Genomic DNA, 19,931 nt, shown 5'->3' on the forward strand with positions numbered 1-19,931 from the left:
TTATGAACAGGCATCCCAAATGGAATCTTTGGGGAGAGGAGCTAAAATGGTCAAAGGCTCATTTTTTACCGGGTGCAAGAATTCCAGCTTTCGGGCATGCAAGTGGATACTTGCATCTTTGTTGCTCCTGGGAAAGCCATATTTTAAATCCCCTTTGATGGGGCATCCAATGGCCGATAATTGTGCGCGGATCTGATGGTGCCTGCCTGTTTTTAAATCGATTTCCAAAAGAAAATATGTATTCAGGGCTTTGAGCATGCGGTAGTCCAGAACGGCCTTTTTGCCGTCCGGCACTTCCTTTTCATGGGCATACGACTTGTTTTGCTTCGGATTTCTTTTGAGCCAATGGATCAAGGTATCCGCACTTTTTATAGGTGCATCCTTTACCACGGCCCAATAGGTCTTTTTTGCCTTTTTATCGGAGAAGAGCTTGTTCAATCTTGGCAGTGCCTTGGAGGTTTTGGCAAAAACCACCAGTCCGGATGTTGGTCGGTCCAATCTATGTACCACACCCAAATAGACATTGCCAGGCTTGTTATACTTCTCCTTCAGGTATTCCTTGACAACTTCGCTCAAGGGCCTATCTCCGGTTTTATCGCCTTGTACGATATCCCCGGGCCTCTTATTCACGATGATAAGGTGATTGTCCTCGTATAAAACCTGAAGGTTTTTTGGGGTGGACAGTACCTTTTCCAAAGCATCCATACCTGTTATATGGTGATTTTTTTCCCGAAAAGGCTCAAAAATAGAATCAGGAGTACCCCGGTAGTTACGGCGACATCGGCCATGTTGAAAATGCCCGTTTTAAAGAAGCCCAAGCGTATTTGGAAAAAATCGGTGACCGACCCTAAGGCAATCCTATCAATAAGGTTCCCAATTCCACCGCCAATTACAAAGGCAAAAGCCCATAGCATCCAATTGTTTGTATGGGTTCTCGTGAGGACTCTATACAACAAGACCAGAAGTACGACCAACGGAAGTACTTGGAACAGTATGACCTTTAGGGCAGGCGGAAAGTTGGCCCCGAATCCCAACATGGCGCCGGTATTTTCCACATTGGTAAGAATGAAATGATTTTGGATCAGCGGGATATACTCCTGATAGGAAACATTTTCACGAACCACCTTTTTTGAGACTTGATCACAGCCAATGTTCAAAAGCACCAAAAAGATGATTAAAATCCGACTCATAAGCTTGTTACCGCTTGTTTTCATGACCATCAATATTGCTCCTCATCATTTGGAAAATCCATGGACTTTACGTCTTTTACATAGTTCGATATGGCATTGCCCATCTCTTCATACAAGTTCATATAGCGCCTTAGAAACCTAGGATTGAACTCGTGGGTCATTCCCAAAAGGTCGTGTACTACCAAAACCTGTCCGTCCGCATATTTCCCACCACCAATACCAATAGTGGGTATGGTCAATTGTTCCGAAACTTTTTTGGTGAGGGCCGCAGGTATTTTTTCCAGGACAATGCCGAAGCAGCCTAATTTTTCCAACATCGCTGCGTCTTCCATTAATTTCTGTGCCTCTTCCTCTTCTTTCGCCCTTACTGTGTAGGTACCGAATTTATAAATGGATTGGGGCGTAAGCCCTAAATGTCCCATTACAGGAATACCAGCCGCCAGAATGCGCTTTACGGATTCCTTTATTTCATCCCCTCCCTCAACCTTCACGGCATGGGCGCCACTTTCCTTCATAATTCGTATGGCAGACCTAAGGGCCTCCTTAGGGTCACTTTGATAACTGCCAAACGGCAGGTCTACAACGACCAGGGCCCTTTCTACTGCCCTTATAACGGAGGACGCATGGTAGATCATTTGGTCCAAGGTAATGGGCAAAGTGGTTTCGTGGCCGGCCATAACATTACTGGCGGAATCGCCCACCAAAATAACATCGACTTTCGCCGCATCCACAATTTTAGCCATGGAATAGTCATAGGCCGTAAGCATGGATATTTTTTCCCTGTTGCTTTTCATTTCGACCAAGGATTTGACCGTTACCCGCTTGTATTCCTTTTTTGCAGTAGACATAAAGATATTTTTGTTCCAAGCAAAAGTAATGAGTTTTGATGAGATAAAATTTACAGCAAAGTTTGGACAGCAAGGAATTGTGTTATCTTTATTTCCGAATAAAATAATCTGTTTTGAAAAGAATAGTAACAACCCTGTTTGTAGTAAGTACCCTAATTTGCTTCGGACAGTCCACCGATGAGGACGCTGTTAGAACTACAGTTGACGAGTTCTTTACCGCATTTCATGCCCAGGATTCCGCGGGATTGGCAAACCTTGTTTCGGAAAAAATCGTTTTACAGACCATAGGCACTGGTAAGGAAGGGAAAACTATTTTGCGACAGCAGAATTTTGAGGACTTTATTCGCTCGATCGTAAGCATACCGGACTCCGTCAAATTCAGGGAAAAGTTATTGGATTACTCCATACAGACTGATGGCGCCATGGCAAACGCATGGACACCTTATGAATTTTGGGTAAACGATTCCTTTAGCCATTGCGGGGTAAACTCCTTTCAAATGGTCAAACAACAGGGCGTATGGAGGATTGTTTATTTGATAGATACCCGAAGGAAGGAAGGCTGCAAAGGTCAACCTAATTAATTCACCAAATACTTTTATTCAACCTTTCCATTTTCTGGATGAAGTATCTGTTTCAGAAGGAAAGTCGGAAGGCAACTCCTGCGTAACGTTTCCTGTAGCGGCCCATTCAGAACCTCTTTGTAATGTGGTTATAAATCCAACACATTCCATGGAATAATCAAAGTGGCCCAAAGTAGTATGAAAAACCCTACCTTTTCCATAATCGATAGCCATTAGCATAGGTACATTTGCTCCTAAACCTACTGTGTTTGGATCCCATGGGGGTGCGTTGCGTTCTACATCGGCGAAAGCGGTTGCCAGAATGGTAGCATTTTCAAAAGGTCCACGCATACGTTCATAAAGTTCGTCCTGCGTGTGCATCCAAGTCTTGGGTAGTCCTTTCATTATGGGATGTTCAGGTTCTCTGGTGGTGATAAGAAATTCGTACTCAGGTCCATGAGATCCAGCAACTCCTTGGGCAGTAGTATCCTTGACTAGTGTATCATCCTGATCGTAATAAACGTACGGACCGGAATTTTCATCCCTGCCTCCCCAAGCGCCCAATGCAATCATCTTATTGTATTCTTCCCAATCGCCCCAAGCATTGTTGGCAGCATGTACAATGACCAGTCCTCCACCGTTGGAGACATAATCCTGAAAATTTTTCCGGGTAGCCAAAGGCCACAGGGCCGCCTCATTCCCAAAATTGGAAATAATGACATCATATTTATCAAAATCCATGGAGAAACTTGATGTTTTGATGGGCTGATGGGAGATACCATATTTCGTGGAATCCAAAGGATATTTTTCGATAAAGGAAGTGTAGGGCTCAGGACGGGATTCCTTATACTTTATACCCAACCAAACGGAATCCATCCGATGGATATCTACCTCAAAAAGCTGGGTCTCCTCCAAATAATCCTTCATCATCATACTGGTCTTTGGCCAAACATAATGGTTGTTCTGTCCGTCCAAAATTAGGGCTCTCAATTTGGCAGGGGCCAATTCCTGGGGTGTTTCCTTTTGTTTCGATTCTTCCTTACAAGCAATTGTCAATATAGTGATGAGTATTAACAAAAAATGTTGTTTCATGATGTTTTAGGTTGTATTGACCTTAAATGTAATGGAAGTTCTTCATATTTACAACAGAAGGTCTTGCAGGGAAGTTTATCATATTCTCGCCCAATTTTTCCTTGTTGAAAAGTAGAAGAGGTGCTACCTTAGCTTTTAGATTAAACCATACGCATGCATTTATTAGGAATTGGTTCGCGCATTAAGCACGCAGAATTTGGAATGGGAGTAGTAACCAACGTCTCCTCAAAACACTATTGGGTAACTTTTATGGACAAAGGTCTGGAGACCATTAAAATCAACGATGATTTTGAAGTAATCGAAGCCTTGGAAAACGATGTGGATACGGTAAGCTTTTTGGAAGTGGAGACCTCATTAATGTCGATTTTAAAAAGATGGAGCGATGTGACCGAACAGGTAGCGATTGCCGATAAATGGAAAGGAGGCAGCCTTGTTTTGGAACCTGGGGACTCCAATTTGAGCAATAAGGAAATCTCGATTGATACCTTTTTTCACAAAATAGTGATGGTGCGTGACCGTATCCGGGTCATGGAACAAAAAATCAATGCCAGTAAAAATCTGGATGATCAGGAAAAAGTGGACCTGCAACAGTACATTACCAAGATCTATGGAAGTTTAACGACCTTTAATGTGCTCTTCAAAAATAAAAGCGACCAATTTGTGGGCGAACGTTCTTCATAATTATAGTGTATCTTACATCTTAAAACACCTTAATTAATGAAATTCAAAGACCGGTTTTTTGTTTTAATGGTTCTAGTGGGGTTATTCTCATTGGAAGGGTTCGCACAGACGAAACCTAAAGTGGTACTGGACGCCGATACAGCGAACGAAGTGGATGACGCCTACGCACTTAGCATCATTTTGATGAACGATAGCGTGGATGTTGTTGCCCTGAACGCCACCCAGTGGCAGGCCTCCCAATGGACTACAGAAAATAGTATGGAGGACAGTCACAGGCTCAATCAGACCTTATTGGGTATTATGGGGTTGAGTACAAAGACTAACAGGGGAGGGGCATCCCGTATGTACGATTGGGGAGACCGGGCCCAACATTCCGCTGCTGCCTACGAAATAATCAAACAGGCGAAAGCGCAAAAAAATGGTGAAAAGATAAATATTGTCGCGCTTGGAGCGCTGACCAACGTGGCATCCGCTGTATTTATCGAACCTAGCATTGTTGATAACCTTAGACTATATTGGTTGGGAAGTACGTATGATTTTGAAAAAGGTGTTTTGAGGCGGGATGATTTTAACTGTGCCATGGACCCCTATGCCCTGACCCATTTATTGTTTTCAACCGTGGAAATGCACATCATTCCAGTGAGCGTTGCTAGTAAAATGACCTTTGAGTACGAAGAAACCCGTGCCAAATTGAAGAATCATTTCTTGGGAGACTTTCTTCTAAAGGTTTGGGACGATCATATAGATGGCGGCCGAACCCAAAGAACCATCTGGGACCTGACCATTGTAAATGCTTTTTTACATCCGGAGTGGATGAAGGAAGTGGAGATCACCACTTCAAAGGACAACGGTGGCAGAAAGGTATTCTATTACAAGGATTTTGATGCCGACCGAATGCGAGCGGATTTCTTTCAAAAAATTAAAGCGTACGAACGGCCTTAACAATACTTTTTTAGGGCACCGCCGAAGGATTCAATATTCAAAGGCCTACCCTAACTAAAGCCTTTCAGACTGCCTCGAACCTAAGAGATTGTTTCCTACGAATGCATCACGATCTTGCCTCAAGCTAGTTTATTAAACCGCCTCCTTCTTTTCACTCAAATATTTCCAGTATCGCTTGGGAATGTGTTGGGTATGTAGTTTTTTGTTGATACGGGATTTGATATTTGTGCTCTTGAAATAATTGTTCCAAAGGTCTTGATAATCATATTCATCGTCCGTCATTGTGGTACTTTTTTGGATACTGTTGCCAAAACCGTTGGAAAGATCCATCGTAATGATTTCAACCCCATGCAAATCATAATATAGACCATAGTTGCGCTTTAGGTCATAAATGATCCACGGTTGGTCCGCATAGCGCTCCTTAAAGTGTTTGGAAATCAAAGGAAGTACATCAAAATCAGGTTCGATGTTCGCAAAATAGATGCCGTCCTTGGTCAATTGAAACCGAACAAATGCCTCCATACGGTGCTTTTCCTGATGTACCTTTTGCGCCGTCTGACTAATTTTTAAAATGCAGGCATCGGAGAAGTCGGATGCAACGTGTTTGGAGCCCATTATTTTTCGGATGTATTGATAGAGTAGGGGCTCCAGGTTTTTCTCCCCGCTCAAAAATGAAAAATAAATGTTCTTGATGGCCGAATTGCTTCGGCCTTTGATACCGTTCCACACCCTTTTGGCCAACTCGATATTGGTGAAAATGGTCTCAGTTTCGGAGAAAAGTCCGTTCTGCGCCAAACGTTCCTTTTGGATATCGGCAAAAGGCAATTTTTGTTCAAACCCTGCGAATACGGCGGTCAAAAAACCGTTAAAGCTACCGTCATAGATAAATGTCTTTGTTGTTGTCATGAGGCTACTCTTTTAATTAAAAAGTGATAATTGATTGGAATATTGAGGTCTAAATTTTCCGTAGGACGTGCTTAAAATCAATCCTTTAATACGTTGCGGGTCCAAATCCCTACGCTCCCAATGGCGGGAATCACACAGGATAAAATACTTTGCCCTGTTGAGGGCCACCCCCATTTTTTTGAGATGGTCCCAATCCAATTTTCGGAATTTACGGGCCTTCATAATTTTATGGACCGAGGTCATTCCCACTCCAGGAATGCGTGCCAAAACGGACATATCCGCCTTGTTCACATCCACTGGAAAGTGTTGCAGGTTGCGTAAGGCCCAACTCAATTTTGGGTCCACATCCATTTCCAGATTGGGATGCTCTGCATTGAGTAGTTCCTGCACGGAAAAACCATAAAACCGCAACAACCAATCGGTCTGGTACAACCTGTTCTCCCTGAGCATTGGCACCTGGGTACCTATGGAGGGGAGTCGGCTATCGTTGCTCACCGGCACATAACCTGAATAATAGACCCTTTTCATGTGAAAGTTCTTGTAAAAGTGTGTTGCGGAGTACATCACATCCTTATCGGATTCTCCCGTAGCGCCTACAATCATTTGGGTGCTTTGGCCCGCAGGGGCATATTTTGGGGTACTTTTTAGGATTTTACGTTCTTCCTTGAATCGGATGATTTCGTTCTTGACCTTGAGCATCGGTTTTGCAAAATCTTCGTGCTTTTTATCGGGAGCCAACAATTTAAGGCCGGATACTGTGGGAATTTCAATATTGACCGACAATCGATCAGCGTACAATCCGGCCTCATACATAAGTTCGTCACTGGCCCCAGGAATCGATTTTAAATGGATATAGCCATTGAAATTTTCTTCCAAACGAAGTTTCTTGGCCACGGCGATCAGACGCTCCATGGTATAATCCGGGTCCTTAAAAATTCCGGAACTCAGAAAAAGACCTTCTATATAATTCCTTCTGTAAAAGTTTACTGTAAGGTCCACCACTTCCTGAATTTTAAAGGCCGCCCTTTTTATATCATTGCTTTTACGGGTAACGCAATAGGCGCAATCGTAAATGCAGTGGTTGGTAAGCAGGATTTTCAAAAGGGAAATACAGCGTCCGTCCTCAGAATAACTATGACAGATGCCGTTACTCGCATTGCCCAGTCCCTTATTCGTGTTTTTCCGATTGCTTCCGCTACTGGAGCAGGAAACATCATATTTGGCGGCATCGGCCAGAATATTTAATTTTTCCTTGATTCGGTTAAAATCCATGCTCATCTTCTCAATTTCGATAATAAATCATAAACCAATTCCAATGTCCGGTCGAGCGCAATCGAGACTTAATCCAAATGATTCGAAACAAATAACCTCTCCGCAGCGCTCGAGGTGACCACTTGTATATTTTGATTTATCTGATTTCAATTTTATTTTAATTGATTTTGTAATTATTCCAAAATTATGGAATTATTCCAAAATATGGAAATAATCCATATTTTATTTTGGAAATAATCCATATTGACTATATTTGAATATGGAAAACGAACTGACACTCAAAAGATTTACCGATGTCCGTCGGGAATTGGGCTACACTCAGGCCGAGTTTGCTGAGATTCTCGGTATAAAGAACACTACCGCCGATATTGAACGGGGAAGGACCAAATTATCCGGTAAAGTGGTAGCGGAGCTTCTAAAACAATTTAAAATCAATCCCTTGTGGTTGTTCGGTGAAAGTGACAACCAATATCTGGAAACCTCCAAAACGAGCGTCATTCCCAAAGTGGTCACCGTAGACAGTGCCGATCGGGACAATATGGTACTGGTGAATGCCAAGGCCGCGGCAGGTTATCCCCAAAATATTTCAGATACGAGCTGGTACCAACAATTACCGGCATTCGATTTGCCCATACCGGAGTTCCGGAATGCCACCTACCGCGGTTTTCAGGTAGAAGGAGATAGTATGTTACCCAATTTGCGTCCGGGCGAATGGGTATTGGCGAGGGCCATAGAACATATTGACCATGTGAGTGCCAATAAAATGTATGTGGTGGTCTTGCAAGATTCCGTGATGGTAAAGAAAATCGAGAAAAGGCCCAATTCCAATAACATCACCTTGGTTTCCTTGAACGAATCCTATCCACCGTACGATATCAAACCTTTTTTGATCCAGGAAATCTGGGAAGTGAGCAGTAAGATTACCTTTAATGTGGATGCCACTACGGACAATGGCCTGCTCAAGCAGTTACAGGAATCAATGCAGGAACTTAAAAACCAATTACAGCACGTTAAAAAAATATAGGGCTACTGGAATTTTTTAATGTACAGTCCGCTGTTCTTCAAGGTAAAGCCCAGACTTTTATAGAGACCGATTGCAGCCGTTCTGTGATGCCCGCTGAAAAGGAGCACATCATTCAGTTGTCTTTTTTCGGCCTGATGTAAAAGAGTTTCCATTAATTTCCTTCCGATGCCCTTTCCCCGATGGGTTTCGGAAACGATGACATCCTCAATCATACCCTTATAGCCCGATACCACCTTATAATTCGCCATCATCGCAATCCCGATGAGTTCATTATTCTCTAAGGAAACGGCTATATCTATATAAGCCTCCTCTTCAAGAATTGCTTTCAGGGAAAGCTGTTTTAATTCGGCATTCAGTTGCAGGTATAATTTTGAAAGTTGTTCTTGTAAGCTTTCAGTTAGGTCTTTCTTAGATAAAAGTTTAATTTCCATTGTTTTGGCTATTGGCTATTGGCTATTGGCTATTGGCTATTGGCTGTTGGCTGTTGGCTGTTGGCTGTTGGCTGTTGGTAAAGTCTACACTTTTTATTTTCCGCTAAAAGCTACGCGCCATACGCTGCACGCCAAAGACTTTTGTTTATTTTTTACTGTTTACTATCGACCGTCGACTGACCAATGACCTTTCACTTTATATATTTCACTTTACACTTTGTACTTTACACTTTACATTTATCGCTTTACGCCATACGCTGAACGCCATACGGTTTTGGTTATTTTCTATTGTCGACTGACCTTTCACTTTCCGCTAAACGCTATGCGCCAAAAGCTATGCGCAAATCGCTTTGAAATTTAAATCTCTTGCTTCCAAAAACCATTTGCTAACAGCTTTACACTTTGCACTCTGAACTCTGCACTCTGCGCTCTGCGCTCTTAACTCTAAAATCGCAACTAAACCCATTTTTTTGTATTTGAGTTTGTATTTATAATTGAATTTCTAGACTACCTATTATACCCCCTTACCTCTTCCATGGAAAGTTCCAAAGGGCCCATCACATGGGACTTGGGGAGGAAAGCACCGCTTTCCGTTACCAGCCATTCATCCCAAGTGGCTTCTACACCGCCGATTGGGATAATATTGACCCACATCTTGAAACTTTTCGGGAAACCACTGGGTTGTAAAACCCATAAATAAGAATCCCCCGGGGTTGTTCCTCCACTATTGTAGGTCACCAAAAGTCCGTCCGAACCATCTTCTAAGGAAACGACCTCTCTTTGGGTTCCGGGATCAAAAACCTTGTACGGGGCCACCAACCAAAAAGAATCATTATTGAACATGGAAATTGCTTTTGCCACTACGTCTTCATTTTCGTTGGCATTGAGGCGTTCCCCATTCCTAAAAGCAATGCTGGAACCGGTATTGATCAAATCTAATTCCACCCGGTAATTATCCCATTGCACCTCGGCCTTTCTCAATTGACGATCCCACTTGTATAGATGCGAACCGTTTCTAAAGGACCACTCCAAAAATCGGGTGTTTTCATACAATTCATGGTTCAAGGAGGTGAGCATTTTTTCGGCCAAGGCATCCGCCTCAGGACCCGACCTACCCTTGGGCAACGGCTCGTTGAAAATGGCGTAAAGAACCCCCAAGGCGATTACAAATACCAATACGATAATTCCTAGGATTTTCAATAATCTTCTAAGCATACTTTTTTTGTTATTCGTGGCTATTGGCTATTAATATGAAATTCAAGTTAAATGTTTTACCCAATTCCAAAATCTAAATTCTTACTTCAACATTTTCACTTTTAACTTTAACTTTTCATTATTCACTTTGCACTCTTAACTCTTAACTCTTAACTAATTCCATCTTGAACTTTACACTTGAACTTGTACTTGAGTTAGAATTTGACACTTGAACTTGAATTTAATATCCTACAGCGGCATCATCCCCGCGTCTATCTGCGCCACCTTCCAATTTGCCATCGGGTAGTATTTTAATTGCGTCCACTTTACCAATAATGGGCGTTCTGTCTTCATTGATGATATACCCTTTCGCTTTCATTTCTTCCTTTAAGGTATCGGAAAAACCGTCTGGCTCAAAAATGACCATATCGGGCAACCACTGATGGTGAAAACGTGGCGCGTTTACGGCGTCCTGCATGCTCATATCGAACTCGTAGGCATTTAGGATGGTTTGGGCCACAGCTGTAATAATGGTAGAACCGCCGGGGGTACCAACAACCATCCAAAGTTTTCCATCCTTTTCTACGATTGTTGGGGTCATGCTACTGAGCATTCGCTTTTCAGGGGCAATACTATTGGCTTCGGCGCCTATGAGTCCGAACATATTCGGTACCCCGGACTTGGAACTGAAATCGTCCATTTCATTGTTCAGGAAAAAGCCCAGTTCATCCGAATACAATTTGGAACCATAGGCCCCATTTAAAGTGGTGGTAACGGAAACCGCATTACCTTCAGCATCTACAATGGAGTAATGGGTGGTTTCCATGCTTTCCACGATTTCCACGTTCCCTCGTTCTACCTCCGAGGATTTGGTGGCCCTTTCGAAAGAGAAATTCTGCATACGCTCCTTTAAATAGGAATCGCTCAGCAATACATCCAAGGGAATATCAACAAAATCCGGGTCCCCCAAATAATAATTCCGATCCGCATAGGCCCTTCTTGAAGCTTCGGTAAACAATTGAATGGTCTTTGCCGAGTTATGGCCAAAATCCGACAGCTCAAAAGGCTCTATCATTTTAAAGATTTGATTGATGGTAACCCCGCCACTGCTGGGCGGACTCATAGATATGATTCGTAGGTCCTTGTACTTAAAAATGATGGGCTGTCGCCAAACGGCTTCATACTTTTCCAGATCTTCCTCAGTAACAAATCCGCCCTTTTCTTGGATAAAGGCCGCCAGTTTTTGGGCGGTTTCCCCCTTATAAAATCCGTCCCTACCACTTTGGGCAATCCTACGCATGGTATTTGCCAAGGCCGGATAGGAAATGATGTCCCCCTCCTTGAATTCTTGGGCAAACTTAGTGCTATCTCCGTTCACTTGAATGAACAGTTCACGTTGACTGGCCAATCGTTTTTCCTGATTTGCCGTTACCGGCACTCCTTTTTCGGCCAAGGCGATAACGGGTTCAAAAATTTCTTTCAACGGTAATGACCCAAACTTTTTATGCACCTCTATAATTCCCGCCACGGTACCCGGAACACCTACCGCGGTGGCACCCAACGTACTCATATTGGGAATCACATTGCCCAAGGAATCCAGGTACATGTCCTTGTGGCCCGCAAGCGGTGCTTTCTCCCGGTAATCCAAAGCACCAATATCACCATCGGCCTTACGATAGACCATAAAACCACCGCCGCCCAAATTCCCCGCAAAAGGATAGGCGACGACCAAGGCCATTTCTGTGGCGACCATGGCGTCAAAGGCATTGCCTCCCTTTTTCATGATTTCCACGCCAATTTTGGAGGCTTCCTCACGGGCCGAAACCACCATCGTTTTTTCGGTCACGACCCCTGTAGGCGGTACGGGAGCCTTTCGGCACTGAATAAATAATAGAAGGGAGAGCAGCGGTATGTAATATTTTCCCATTTAGTTTAGGTTTGGTTATTGTTAGTTAACAAGGTGTTGTATTTCTGTTTGGAAAAGATAACCAATTCCTCAAAAAAGTCAGTAAACTCCCTCTCAAAATCGCTATAGTGTTCCTCCAAGTCCAAAATTGCAAAATTCATCTTTGACCTGTTCTGGGTCCTGCGGTTCATGCCCCTTAAAACGTTCGCAATTCCCTCCATATTCGCATAATTGAGCAACCAGTTATCGGCAATCATATAGGGTATCATATGTTTGGTGCTATCGGGAAGGAGGGGGTAGTAGGTCTCCAAGGAATCATAAAAATCATCCACGAATCTCTCCAAAGGAATATCGGAATACATATCCCAGTTTTTTGCCAAAAAATGATCATAGTAGATATCCACAATTACCCTACTATAATGACTGTAATTCTTATGCAGCCGTTTACTGCTCATTTTGGGAATTTTATGGGCATCCGTAAAGGTATCTATAGCCCTATGTAATAAAATCCCCTTTTGAATCTTACCGGGCAGGTGTTTGTATTTGTTGCCCCGTATACTATCCGCAATAAAATTGCCAATTGAGACCTCTTCATCGTTAAAGGAAAGATAGATATGGGCCAAGAAGTTCATTGAACCTGAATTTTACTTTAAAAGTCGAATTTACGAATTGAAGAACTTTCAAATTACCCTAACCCTTTATATTTGCAAAAACTTACTATTATTTATGACACTCATTAAATCGATTTCAGGCATACGAGGCACCATTGGAGGTAAACCAGGAGATAACCTAACACCCATTGACGCGGTAAAATTTGCCGCTTCCTATGGTATTTGGTTAAAGGACTATTCTAAAAAAGACAAATTGAAAGTCGTGATAGGGCGCGATGCCCGTTTATCCGGTGAAATGATCCAGAATTTGGTGGTTTCCACCCTTGTGGGATTAGGAATCGATGTCATAGATTTGGATTTGTCCACAACGCCTACGGTCGAAATCGCAGTGCCATTGGAAAAGGCCGATGGTGGCATTATCCTTACGGCAAGCCATAACCCAAAACAATGGAACGCACTCAAATTATTGAACGAACGGGGCGAGTTTTTGGACGCCGCCCAAGGTGCCAAGATTTTGGAAATTGCCGAAAAGGAGGATTTTGATTTCTCCGAAGTGGACCACTTGGGTGAAATCATTAAAAACGATAGCTATATCGATATCCATATTGACGAAGTGCTCAACCTTTCCTTGGTAGATGCCGATGTGATTAGAAAAGCCAAATTCAAGGTAGTAGTAGACGGTGTTAATTCCACAGGAGGCATTGCCATTCCGAAGCTTTTGAAGGAATTGGGCGTAGAAGTGGTTGAATTATACTGCGATCCCACCGGTCATTTTCCCCACAACCCTGAACCCTTGAAGGAACATTTAGGCGATATCTGCAAAATGGTAGTTGAGGAAAAAGCCGATTTTGGTATTGTTGTGGACCCAGATGTAGACCGATTGGCCTTTATCAGCAACGATGGGGAAATGTTTGGGGAGGAATATACCTTGGTAGCCTGTGCAGACTACGTTTTAGGAAAAACAAAAGGAAATACGGTATCTAACCTATCCTCATCTAGGGCCTTAAGGGATATTACCGAAAAACATGGAGGCACCTATGAGGCCGCGGCAGTAGGAGAGGTCAACGTGGTGACGAAAATGAAAGCGAACAATGCGATTATTGGTGGCGAAGGAAACGGTGGAATTATTTATCCAGAAAGTCATTATGGAAGGGATGCCTTGGTGGGTACCGCTTTATTCTTGATGTTGATGGCGGAAAAGGGAGGTACCGTGGCCGAATTACGAGCGAGCTACCCTAGTTATTTCATGAGCAAAAAGAAAATAGAGCTGACCCCGGGATTGGATGTGGACGGAATATTATCTGCTATGGCCGATAAATACAGAAACGAGGAAATTTCCACGATTGATGGGGTGAAAATCGATTTCCCCGAAAATTGGGTGCACTTAAGAAAGTCCAATACAGAACCGATTATACGGATTTACACAGAGGCGAAAAGTCAGGAAAATGCGGATGCCTTGGCAGACCGGATTATTGGGGAAATCAAGGAAGTCGCAGGTCTCTAACCCGACCTGTTTGCCATATAATTTGCGCGTACAATTTTAGATGTTTTATGTTCCCCGGTATGGCTCCATCCTGGGGGCATAAAAATATAGGCCAATTTGTTTTTTACACCGGGAGCTTTCCAAACATCCTTGCCCAAAGCAATAATTTCCCCAAAATAAACATCCAAAAAATTACCACTGTTCACTTTTCGGGTGATGCCGTACTCGGGTTTTGTGTCCGTTTGCTCTTCCTGATAGGTACCAAAGACACGATCCCAAATATTCAGTAGATTACAAAAATTGGTGTCCATGTATAAAGGATTACGTGCATGGTGAACCCTATGATGAGAAGGTGTAAGCATAATTTTATTCAAAAATCCAAATCGGGCATCCTTGATCATATTTTCTCCAACATGGATAAAAGCACCGTAGGTACCGTCAATAAACATGATCAAAAACAGCATGGCCGGTTCCATGCCCAACAAAATACAAACCGTAGTTCTAATCGTATCGGCATAGGGAGCTTCCAGAAAAAAATGGGCATAGGTTACGGACAGGTTCATATTTTCCGGTACATGATGCGTGGCATGCAGGCACCAAAAGAGTCGGACTTTATGGCCCAAATAATGGTAGATGAAGTGCCCAAATTCCCAGACTATATAGGCAAAGATGAACCAATACCATGTGGGTCCCGTATTGATCAGGGCGTACGGTTCAAACCACCCAATACACAGCGTCACCATTGCTATGGCTATAAACCGACCTACAAACCTATTGAAAACATAGATAAGAAAATTGACCTTGTAGACCTTGGTTTGAGGTTTTTTGTAAACAAGCCCTAATACAAATTCCAATAATACCAAAAGGGGAATAATTGGAAAAATAAGGCTCTGTACCCCTTCAAAAGTTCTAAAGGAACTATAATCCCCTGATTTAATAATTTCCCAAGCCTGGGAAATACCCAAGAATCCAATGATTTCATTGTAAAGCGTATCCAATACCTCCATATGATTATAGTATTTCAACTAAAATATCAATAAATATTAGAATTTAAAATACTGAAAGGTAGCTGGTTGTATCCTGAGAAGTGAAGGTAATTAAGATACCTTGGCAAATGAGGCGGGCGTTTTGCCCCTGTGCTTCCATCGTTTATGGGTCCATAAATAATGTTCCGGTCGTTCCCTTATTTGCTGTTCCGTCAATCTAAGGAAGGCTTCGGTAATTTCGTTTTCCTCGGTATTCTTACCGTTTTCGGTAATGGGGATAAATTCGGCCTGATAATACCCACGTTTGACCTTGCTGACCTTTAGGAAAACGACCGCCAGTCCCATTTTACGTGCCATGATCTCCGCCCCATTGAAAATAGGCACCTTCACACCCATAAATTCGGACCAATATTGTGCCCTGTGGGCCTGGGGGGATTGGTCGCTGACCATTCCAAAAATACCAATGATGCCATCCCGCTTATCCCTAACTACGGTTTTGACCGTTTGTTGTTGGGTAATCAAGGTCGTATTCCAACGCCCCCGCACCTTCTTAATGAAACGATCAAAATACTTGTTCTCTATTTTTTGGTAGACGGCATATCCTTTGGCCTTTATATAGTTGTTCATGCTAACGTTCCATTCCCAATTGGCATAATGTGAGCAGACTACCAGGATACTTCGTTTTTTTTCAATTTCATTGATCACTTCAATGTTAAGTACCTTGTATTTCTTTTTGATCTGTTCCTTGCTCAAATTCATGGACTTTATCATTTCCAGGAACATATCGCACATATGTCGGTAAAACTCCTTTTCTATCCTATGGATTTCCTTTGGGCTCTTCTCGGGAAAAACCAAATTCAAGTTTTCCTGAACGACCTTGCGTCGGTACCCAATGACCCTGTACACCAAAAAGAAGGCAAAATTGGAAAAACTATAAAATAGTGGGTACGGCAAAATGGAAATAATCCACAAAAAAGGATAGGTCAAAATAAAAACCAGTAGTTGCATGGCATCTTTCATACTGGGCAAATATAGCTATATTTGAAAGCATAAATATTGGATTTATATGTACAACTTGGACATCGCCACCATTGCCGTTATAGCAGCAAATATTATGGTTTCCCTGAAAGGTTTTAACGATACGTATTTTTTTGACCGATATAAATTTAGCATTGGTGCCATTAGAAGTGGCCAAAAGGAACGCATGCTTACCTCCGGGTTTCTACATGTAGATGTGGCCCACCTCTTCTTCAATATGTTCACCCTATACTTTTTTGCTGATGTGGTCATTAGCTGGTTCGGGCAGGGAAATTTCATTATCATTTACTTTATAAGCCTTCTAGCAGGGAGTCTCCTGGCCCTGTTCTTTCATAGGGACGAAACCTATTACAGTGCCGTTGGTGCCAGCGGTGCGGTTACGGGAATTTTATATTCGGCCATACTCTTACAACCAAATGACAGTCTATACCTTATGTTCATTCCCATTCCAATCCCTGCCTATGTCCTTGGAATTGGCTATTTATTGTATTCCATTTACGGTATGAAAAGTCGTCTGGGCAATATTGGCCATACCGCACACTTTGGTGGAGCGGTAGGTGGCTACTTGATCACCCTAATTTTTATGCCAAATCTTTTGGCTACGGATACGTTGATGGTCATCTTATTGGCTATACCCATCATACTGCTTTTTGTACTGGCCAAACTGGGAAAACTCAATTAAGTAATACTATTCTTACAGATTTTTACTTTTTATAGTTTTTTTCTTGTATTTTATCGAAAAAGACTACGAAATCATAAGGAATACGGGGTCGGTTCGTTGTTAAGGGACTGAATAAAAACCAAATCTTTTACCAATGATAAGAAGATTCCCCATTTTGATTGCCACTTTAGGTGCAGTGCTCTTTTCCTGTAGTGACGAAACCACCGTGTATGAAGATCCAAACAACAGGGACAACCTGAGATTGGAGTCCAATGAAACACTTTTGGAAAATAGTGTTTTATATGATAAAGCCGGTGTGCTTGACATCTTGGACGAAGCTACCATAACAGGCAAATACGCTTCCAGCGCAAAGGCACAACCTGCGGGAGATTATCCCTTGACCTTGGTGGCCCAGGTAGATGTACCGTCATTTCAAGGCGGTGAGAACCTGACTGCGTCCCACGTGGCAGTGGAAGGGGACTATGCCTATGTTTCCTACAATACGGTAGATGCCAGTTTTGTCGGTGCCGTGGATATTATAAATGTGAAAAACCCTAGAAATCCAAAGGTGTCCTCAAGACTGTATTATACCAATGCAGACATCAATGCCATTGCACATGATAATGGTTATGTTTATTTGGCAGGGGGAGTTGATTCCGAACTTTCAGTTACCGCAACCGCCAATTCCTTTGTGGCCAAAATATATGCCCCTGACGGACGATTTGACCTGGATGCCGGAATAACCTATGGTTTTCAGGATGGTTACAATGCCACGGATGTGGAAGTCGTTTCTGATAAAGTGATAGTCACAAGTGGTCAGCAAGGTTTTGTAAGAGTGTATAATAAATCCGATTTAAGCACGGTTGTTGAAGCTCCTTATGCAGATTTAAGGGCCGTTGCGGCCAATGAATCCAACATTGCCGTATTGGATGCCAGTGAAGGCGTTTCCATTTTGGATCAAAGTCTGAATAGCATAAAGGACATCGCCATTGATTCCGATTTTGGGGAAAACACGAAAAGAACATTGGATTTTTATGGCCCCAACGTTATCGTTTCAGAAGGTTCCAAAGGTGCCGGGGTCTATAATGGAAGTACGGGAGACTTTGTGGAATATATTCCTATTTTATTGAACCCTGAAACCGTTGACGCTGCGGATGTTGTTACGAATGCCGTGGCAACGAATGACAATGTATTGTTAATGGCGAACGGAGGTGCCGGACTTTGTCTATCCGAAGACAAGGAAAATGCCGATACCAGTTTGGTGGGTATCATCCAATTGGAGGGCTCCATCAACTTTGTGGCCTCCAAAGACGATTATATTTTCGCAGCTTCTGGTTTGGAAGGCTTGCAGATTATTAAGTTGAACAGACCTGATGAAAGTTTGGTTGCCAGATGCTCCAACTTAAATGGCTACAGCGGCAGTTCTAACTTGAACGTAGATTCAGGATCCACTCAAAGTTACAGAGGTTCAAAACGCTTTTTTGATTTTGATGTGTATGGTGAACTTTTACTTTGTGGCTCCTGGACCGTAAGAAATCAAGTCGTGATACACGAAAATGCGCTATTTGAGATGAACGGACATTTTGCAGTGGCACGAAATTCCAGAAGGGGAGATGTCACCGTTAAATCAGGTGCGACACTAAGAATAGAGGGTAACCTGACCATTTACGGGGATTTAATCCTGGAAGATGGTGCATCTGTGGAATTCATCGGGGAAAATAATGCCGTCAACATTTTTGGTTCCGTTACGAGAACGGGAGATACGACCGTAACAGGTACATTTCTAGATGTAAGGGGCAAATTCTAACCGAAACCTGAATAAAATAAAAAAGGCCAAGTGTAAAATCTTGGCCTTTTTTATTCATGAATCTTTCGTTTAATTGAGGAGTTCCGCAACCTTTTCTTCCAGGGCAGGGCCTCGTAAGTTCTTGGCAACAATGACCCCATTTTCATCCAACAGGAATGCGGCAGGTATCGCATCAACATTATAGAGTTTGGCGATTGCATCGTCAAAATAAGCGATGTTGGAAATATGGTTCCATTCCAGTCCGTCGTCCTCAATGGCTTTTTTCCAAGCATCTGCGGTTCTATCCAAAGAAACGCCTACAATGTTCAGTCCTTTATCATGGTATTTTTTATACACGGAAACAATGTTCGGGTTTTCGGCCCTGCAAGGTCGGCACCAAGCGGCCCAAAAATCCACCAAAGTCGCCTTTCCCAATAAATTTTTGAGCTCCAAGGTTTCCCCGTTGGGATTTGGACCTGAAAAATTGGGTGCCGTTGCACCAATGGAGGTATTCTTATCGGCTTCTTCGGACGCTTTAAGCCGTTCCAACAAATCTAAAATTCGTTGTCCCGGTTTGGAATCCTTGATTTCAGCCGAAAAAGTATCATATAGTTCCTGTGCTTTGGATGATTCAATGGTCTTTGTACTTATGGACCGCTCCAAAAGCAATGCGGATATCAAGGCATTGGGATTCTCCGAAACAAATTTCGTCTCAAAACCTTGGTATTCTTCGGTAAGTTCCTGCATTTCGTCACGTAGGGCCGCAATATTTTCGGGCGAGCCACCTGAGGTTGTTGCACGCTGTAAATCCTCCTGAATGGATTTCGCCTGCAATGAAATTTTTCGGGATTCCTCCATATAATTTGCAAAAAAATCATTTTGGGGCGTACCTCCAATATCCGCAAAGCCAAGGCTGTCGATGGATGCCTCAAAATCGATATCGCCATTTTCTAGAATTACGGCGGTATATCCTTGGGCCTTATCCACGAATATGTAATATAACTCGGGTTTTTCTGCCACTCCGGAGAATTCGAATTTTCCTTGGGAAATGGTGGTGGTATCCACTTCAATGGGCTGATTGCCCTCACCAATCGTCTTGAGGAAAACCTGTGTACCATCTTCCAAATCTCCCCGTAAGGATCCATTGATGGTGTAGCCATCCTTTGCTTGGTTACAACTACTCATTGCCATGGCACATAGCGAAAACAACAATAAACTTCTCATATTCTATTTTTAGTAAAAAACAAATGTACTATTATCCCATAGGATAAAAAAAGGCCCTTCAAAAATATCTTGAAGGGCCTTTTGTTTTTATTAGGA

At 42.7% G+C, this 19,931-nt stretch carries 20 protein-coding genes; 7 read left to right on the top strand and 13 right to left on the bottom strand.

Going from position 1 to position 19,931, the window contains the following annotated elements; genetic code table 11:
• Genes FEK29_RS09540 through panB form a run of 3 tightly spaced genes read right to left on the bottom strand, consistent with a single transcriptional unit; the run spans position 1 to position 2,038 of the window.
• Positions 1-705, bottom strand: coding sequence for an RluA family pseudouridine synthase (locus FEK29_RS09540; RefSeq protein ID WP_138258195.1), 705 nt, complete (start codon positions 703-705; stop codon positions 1-3).
• A 5-nt stretch (positions 706-710) separates the two neighbouring features.
• Positions 711-1,214, bottom strand: a complete 504-nt coding sequence (gene lspA, locus FEK29_RS09545) for a signal peptidase II (RefSeq protein WP_240042717.1) — start codon at positions 1,212-1,214, stop codon at positions 711-713.
• A gap of 5 nt (positions 1,215-1,219) precedes the next feature.
• Entirely contained in the window at positions 1,220-2,038 is an 819-nt protein-coding gene (panB, locus tag FEK29_RS09550; RefSeq protein WP_138258196.1) for a 3-methyl-2-oxobutanoate hydroxymethyltransferase, read from the bottom strand.
• Between the two features lie 113 nt (positions 2,039-2,151).
• Here panB and FEK29_RS09555 point away from each other — a divergent pair, with 113 nt between their 5' ends.
• Entirely contained in the window at positions 2,152-2,619 is a 468-nt protein-coding gene (locus FEK29_RS09555; RefSeq protein WP_240042718.1) for a nuclear transport factor 2 family protein, read from the top strand.
• Between the two features lie 18 nt (positions 2,620-2,637).
• On the opposite strand, the gene FEK29_RS09560 is transcribed toward FEK29_RS09555, so the two are convergent.
• On the bottom strand, positions 2,638-3,690 hold the full coding sequence (locus FEK29_RS09560) for a ThuA domain-containing protein (protein ID WP_138258197.1): 1,053 nt from the start codon (positions 3,688-3,690) through the stop codon (positions 2,638-2,640).
• A 153-nt stretch (positions 3,691-3,843) separates the two neighbouring features.
• On the opposite strand from FEK29_RS09560, the gene FEK29_RS09565 reads away from it, so the two are divergent.
• Entirely contained in the window at positions 3,844-4,371 is a 528-nt protein-coding gene (locus FEK29_RS09565; protein WP_138258198.1) for a hypothetical protein, read from the top strand.
• A 36-nt stretch (positions 4,372-4,407) separates the two neighbouring features.
• Complete coding sequence (locus FEK29_RS09570) at positions 4,408-5,313, top strand: nucleoside hydrolase (protein ID WP_138258199.1); 906 nt, start codon at positions 4,408-4,410, stop codon at positions 5,311-5,313.
• Positions 5,314-5,445: 132 nt separating this feature from the next.
• On the opposite strand, the gene FEK29_RS09575 is transcribed toward FEK29_RS09570, so the two are convergent.
• Together FEK29_RS09575 and FEK29_RS09580 are read right to left on the bottom strand one after the other, a co-directional pair.
• Positions 5,446-6,219 carry a TIGR03915 family putative DNA repair protein gene (locus FEK29_RS09575; RefSeq protein ID WP_138258200.1) on the bottom strand — a complete coding sequence of 258 codons (774 nt, stop codon included), beginning with the start codon at positions 6,217-6,219 and terminating at the stop codon, positions 5,446-5,448.
• 12 nt (positions 6,220-6,231) lie between these two features.
• On the bottom strand, positions 6,232-7,491 hold the full coding sequence (locus FEK29_RS09580; RefSeq protein WP_138258265.1) for a putative DNA modification/repair radical SAM protein: 1,260 nt from the start codon (positions 7,489-7,491) through the stop codon (positions 6,232-6,234).
• 259 nt (positions 7,492-7,750) lie between these two features.
• On the opposite strand from FEK29_RS09580, the gene FEK29_RS09585 reads away from it, so the two are divergent.
• The gene (locus tag FEK29_RS09585; protein ID WP_138258201.1) at positions 7,751-8,515 is read left to right on the top strand and encodes an XRE family transcriptional regulator; all 765 of its coding nucleotides are present in this window, start codon (positions 7,751-7,753) and stop codon (positions 8,513-8,515) included.
• A 2-nt stretch (positions 8,516-8,517) separates the two neighbouring features.
• Here the strand turns inward: FEK29_RS09585 and FEK29_RS09590 are convergent, their stop codons facing one another.
• The 4 genes from FEK29_RS09590 to FEK29_RS09605 form a co-directional block, all read right to left on the bottom strand.
• Positions 8,518-8,946 (bottom strand): GNAT family N-acetyltransferase, encoded by a 429-nt coding sequence (locus FEK29_RS09590; RefSeq protein WP_138258202.1) that lies wholly within the window; start codon positions 8,944-8,946, stop codon positions 8,518-8,520.
• A 507-nt stretch (positions 8,947-9,453) separates the two neighbouring features.
• Positions 9,454-10,161, bottom strand: a complete 708-nt coding sequence (locus tag FEK29_RS09595) for a hypothetical protein (protein ID WP_138258203.1) — start codon at positions 10,159-10,161, stop codon at positions 9,454-9,456.
• 220 nt (positions 10,162-10,381) lie between these two features.
• Entirely contained in the window at positions 10,382-12,067 is a 1,686-nt protein-coding gene (gene ggt, locus FEK29_RS09600) for a gamma-glutamyltransferase (RefSeq protein WP_138258204.1), read from the bottom strand.
• Between the two features lie 5 nt (positions 12,068-12,072).
• Positions 12,073-12,678, bottom strand: a complete 606-nt coding sequence (locus tag FEK29_RS09605) for an acyl carrier protein phosphodiesterase (RefSeq protein WP_138258205.1) — start codon at positions 12,676-12,678, stop codon at positions 12,073-12,075.
• A gap of 94 nt (positions 12,679-12,772) precedes the next feature.
• Here FEK29_RS09605 and glmM point away from each other — a divergent pair, with 94 nt between their 5' ends.
• The gene (gene glmM / locus FEK29_RS09610) at positions 12,773-14,161 is read left to right on the top strand and encodes a phosphoglucosamine mutase (RefSeq protein ID WP_138258206.1); all 1,389 of its coding nucleotides are present in this window, start codon (positions 12,773-12,775) and stop codon (positions 14,159-14,161) included.
• Here glmM and FEK29_RS09615 read toward each other — a convergent pair.
• Together FEK29_RS09615 and FEK29_RS09620 are read right to left on the bottom strand one after the other, a co-directional pair.
• Complete coding sequence (locus FEK29_RS09615) at positions 14,158-15,147, bottom strand: sterol desaturase family protein (protein WP_138258207.1); 990 nt, start codon at positions 15,145-15,147, stop codon at positions 14,158-14,160. The genes glmM and FEK29_RS09615 overlap by 4 nt on opposite strands.
• Positions 15,148-15,237: 90 nt before the next feature.
• Positions 15,238-16,134 carry a lysophospholipid acyltransferase family protein gene (locus FEK29_RS09620; protein WP_138258266.1) on the bottom strand — a complete coding sequence of 299 codons (897 nt, stop codon included), beginning with the start codon at positions 16,132-16,134 and terminating at the stop codon, positions 15,238-15,240.
• A 58-nt stretch (positions 16,135-16,192) separates the two neighbouring features.
• On the opposite strand from FEK29_RS09620, the gene FEK29_RS09625 reads away from it, so the two are divergent.
• Together FEK29_RS09625 and FEK29_RS09630 are read left to right on the top strand one after the other, a co-directional pair.
• Positions 16,193-16,846 carry a rhomboid family intramembrane serine protease gene (locus FEK29_RS09625; RefSeq protein ID WP_138258208.1) on the top strand — a complete coding sequence of 218 codons (654 nt, stop codon included), beginning with the start codon at positions 16,193-16,195 and terminating at the stop codon, positions 16,844-16,846.
• 133 nt (positions 16,847-16,979) lie between these two features.
• Positions 16,980-18,632, top strand: a complete 1,653-nt coding sequence (locus tag FEK29_RS09630; protein WP_138258209.1) for a FimB/Mfa2 family fimbrial subunit — start codon at positions 16,980-16,982, stop codon at positions 18,630-18,632.
• A 69-nt stretch (positions 18,633-18,701) separates the two neighbouring features.
• On the opposite strand, the gene FEK29_RS09635 is transcribed toward FEK29_RS09630, so the two are convergent.
• Positions 18,702-19,835 carry a TlpA disulfide reductase family protein gene (locus FEK29_RS09635; RefSeq protein ID WP_138258210.1) on the bottom strand — a complete coding sequence of 378 codons (1,134 nt, stop codon included), beginning with the start codon at positions 19,833-19,835 and terminating at the stop codon, positions 18,702-18,704.
• Positions 19,836-19,931: the final 96 nt, after the last annotated feature.

The sequence above is a fragment of the Maribacter aurantiacus genome (assembly GCF_005780245.1).
Lineage (GTDB): Bacteria > Bacteroidota > Bacteroidia > Flavobacteriales > Flavobacteriaceae > Maribacter > Maribacter flavus.

Coding starts and splice junctions, on each gene's coding strand:
- FEK29_RS09540 (WP_138258195.1), bottom strand. CDS start 705: ATGGATGCTTTGGAAAAGGTACTGTCCACCCCAAAAAACCTTCAGGTT.
- lspA (WP_240042717.1), bottom strand. CDS start 1,214: ATGAAAACAAGCGGTAACAAGCTTATGAGTCGGATTTTAATCATCTTT.
- panB (WP_138258196.1), bottom strand. CDS start 2,038: ATGTCTACTGCAAAAAAGGAATACAAGCGGGTAACGGTCAAATCCTTG.
- FEK29_RS09560 (WP_138258197.1), bottom strand. CDS start 3,690: ATGAAACAACATTTTTTGTTAATACTCATCACTATATTGACAATTGCT.
- FEK29_RS09565 (WP_138258198.1), top strand. CDS start 3,844: ATGCATTTATTAGGAATTGGTTCGCGCATTAAGCACGCAGAATTTGGA.
- FEK29_RS09570 (WP_138258199.1), top strand. CDS start 4,408: ATGAAATTCAAAGACCGGTTTTTTGTTTTAATGGTTCTAGTGGGGTTA.
- FEK29_RS09575 (WP_138258200.1), bottom strand. CDS start 6,219: ATGACAACAACAAAGACATTTATCTATGACGGTAGCTTTAACGGTTTT.
- FEK29_RS09580 (WP_138258265.1), bottom strand. CDS start 7,491: ATGGATTTTAACCGAATCAAGGAAAAATTAAATATTCTGGCCGATGCC.
- FEK29_RS09585 (WP_138258201.1), top strand. CDS start 7,751: ATGGAAAACGAACTGACACTCAAAAGATTTACCGATGTCCGTCGGGAA.
- FEK29_RS09590 (WP_138258202.1), bottom strand. CDS start 8,946: ATGGAAATTAAACTTTTATCTAAGAAAGACCTAACTGAAAGCTTACAA.
- FEK29_RS09595 (WP_138258203.1), bottom strand. CDS start 10,161: ATGCTTAGAAGATTATTGAAAATCCTAGGAATTATCGTATTGGTATTT.
- ggt (WP_138258204.1), bottom strand. CDS start 12,067: ATGGGAAAATATTACATACCGCTGCTCTCCCTTCTATTATTTATTCAG.
- FEK29_RS09605 (WP_138258205.1), bottom strand. CDS start 12,678: ATGAACTTCTTGGCCCATATCTATCTTTCCTTTAACGATGAAGAGGTC.
- glmM (WP_138258206.1), top strand. CDS start 12,773: ATGACACTCATTAAATCGATTTCAGGCATACGAGGCACCATTGGAGGT.
- FEK29_RS09615 (WP_138258207.1), bottom strand. CDS start 15,147: ATGGAGGTATTGGATACGCTTTACAATGAAATCATTGGATTCTTGGGT.
- FEK29_RS09620 (WP_138258266.1), bottom strand. CDS start 16,134: ATGCAACTACTGGTTTTTATTTTGACCTATCCTTTTTTGTGGATTATT.
- FEK29_RS09625 (WP_138258208.1), top strand. CDS start 16,193: ATGTACAACTTGGACATCGCCACCATTGCCGTTATAGCAGCAAATATT.
- FEK29_RS09630 (WP_138258209.1), top strand. CDS start 16,980: ATGATAAGAAGATTCCCCATTTTGATTGCCACTTTAGGTGCAGTGCTC.
- FEK29_RS09635 (WP_138258210.1), bottom strand. CDS start 19,835: ATGAGAAGTTTATTGTTGTTTTCGCTATGTGCCATGGCAATGAGTAGT.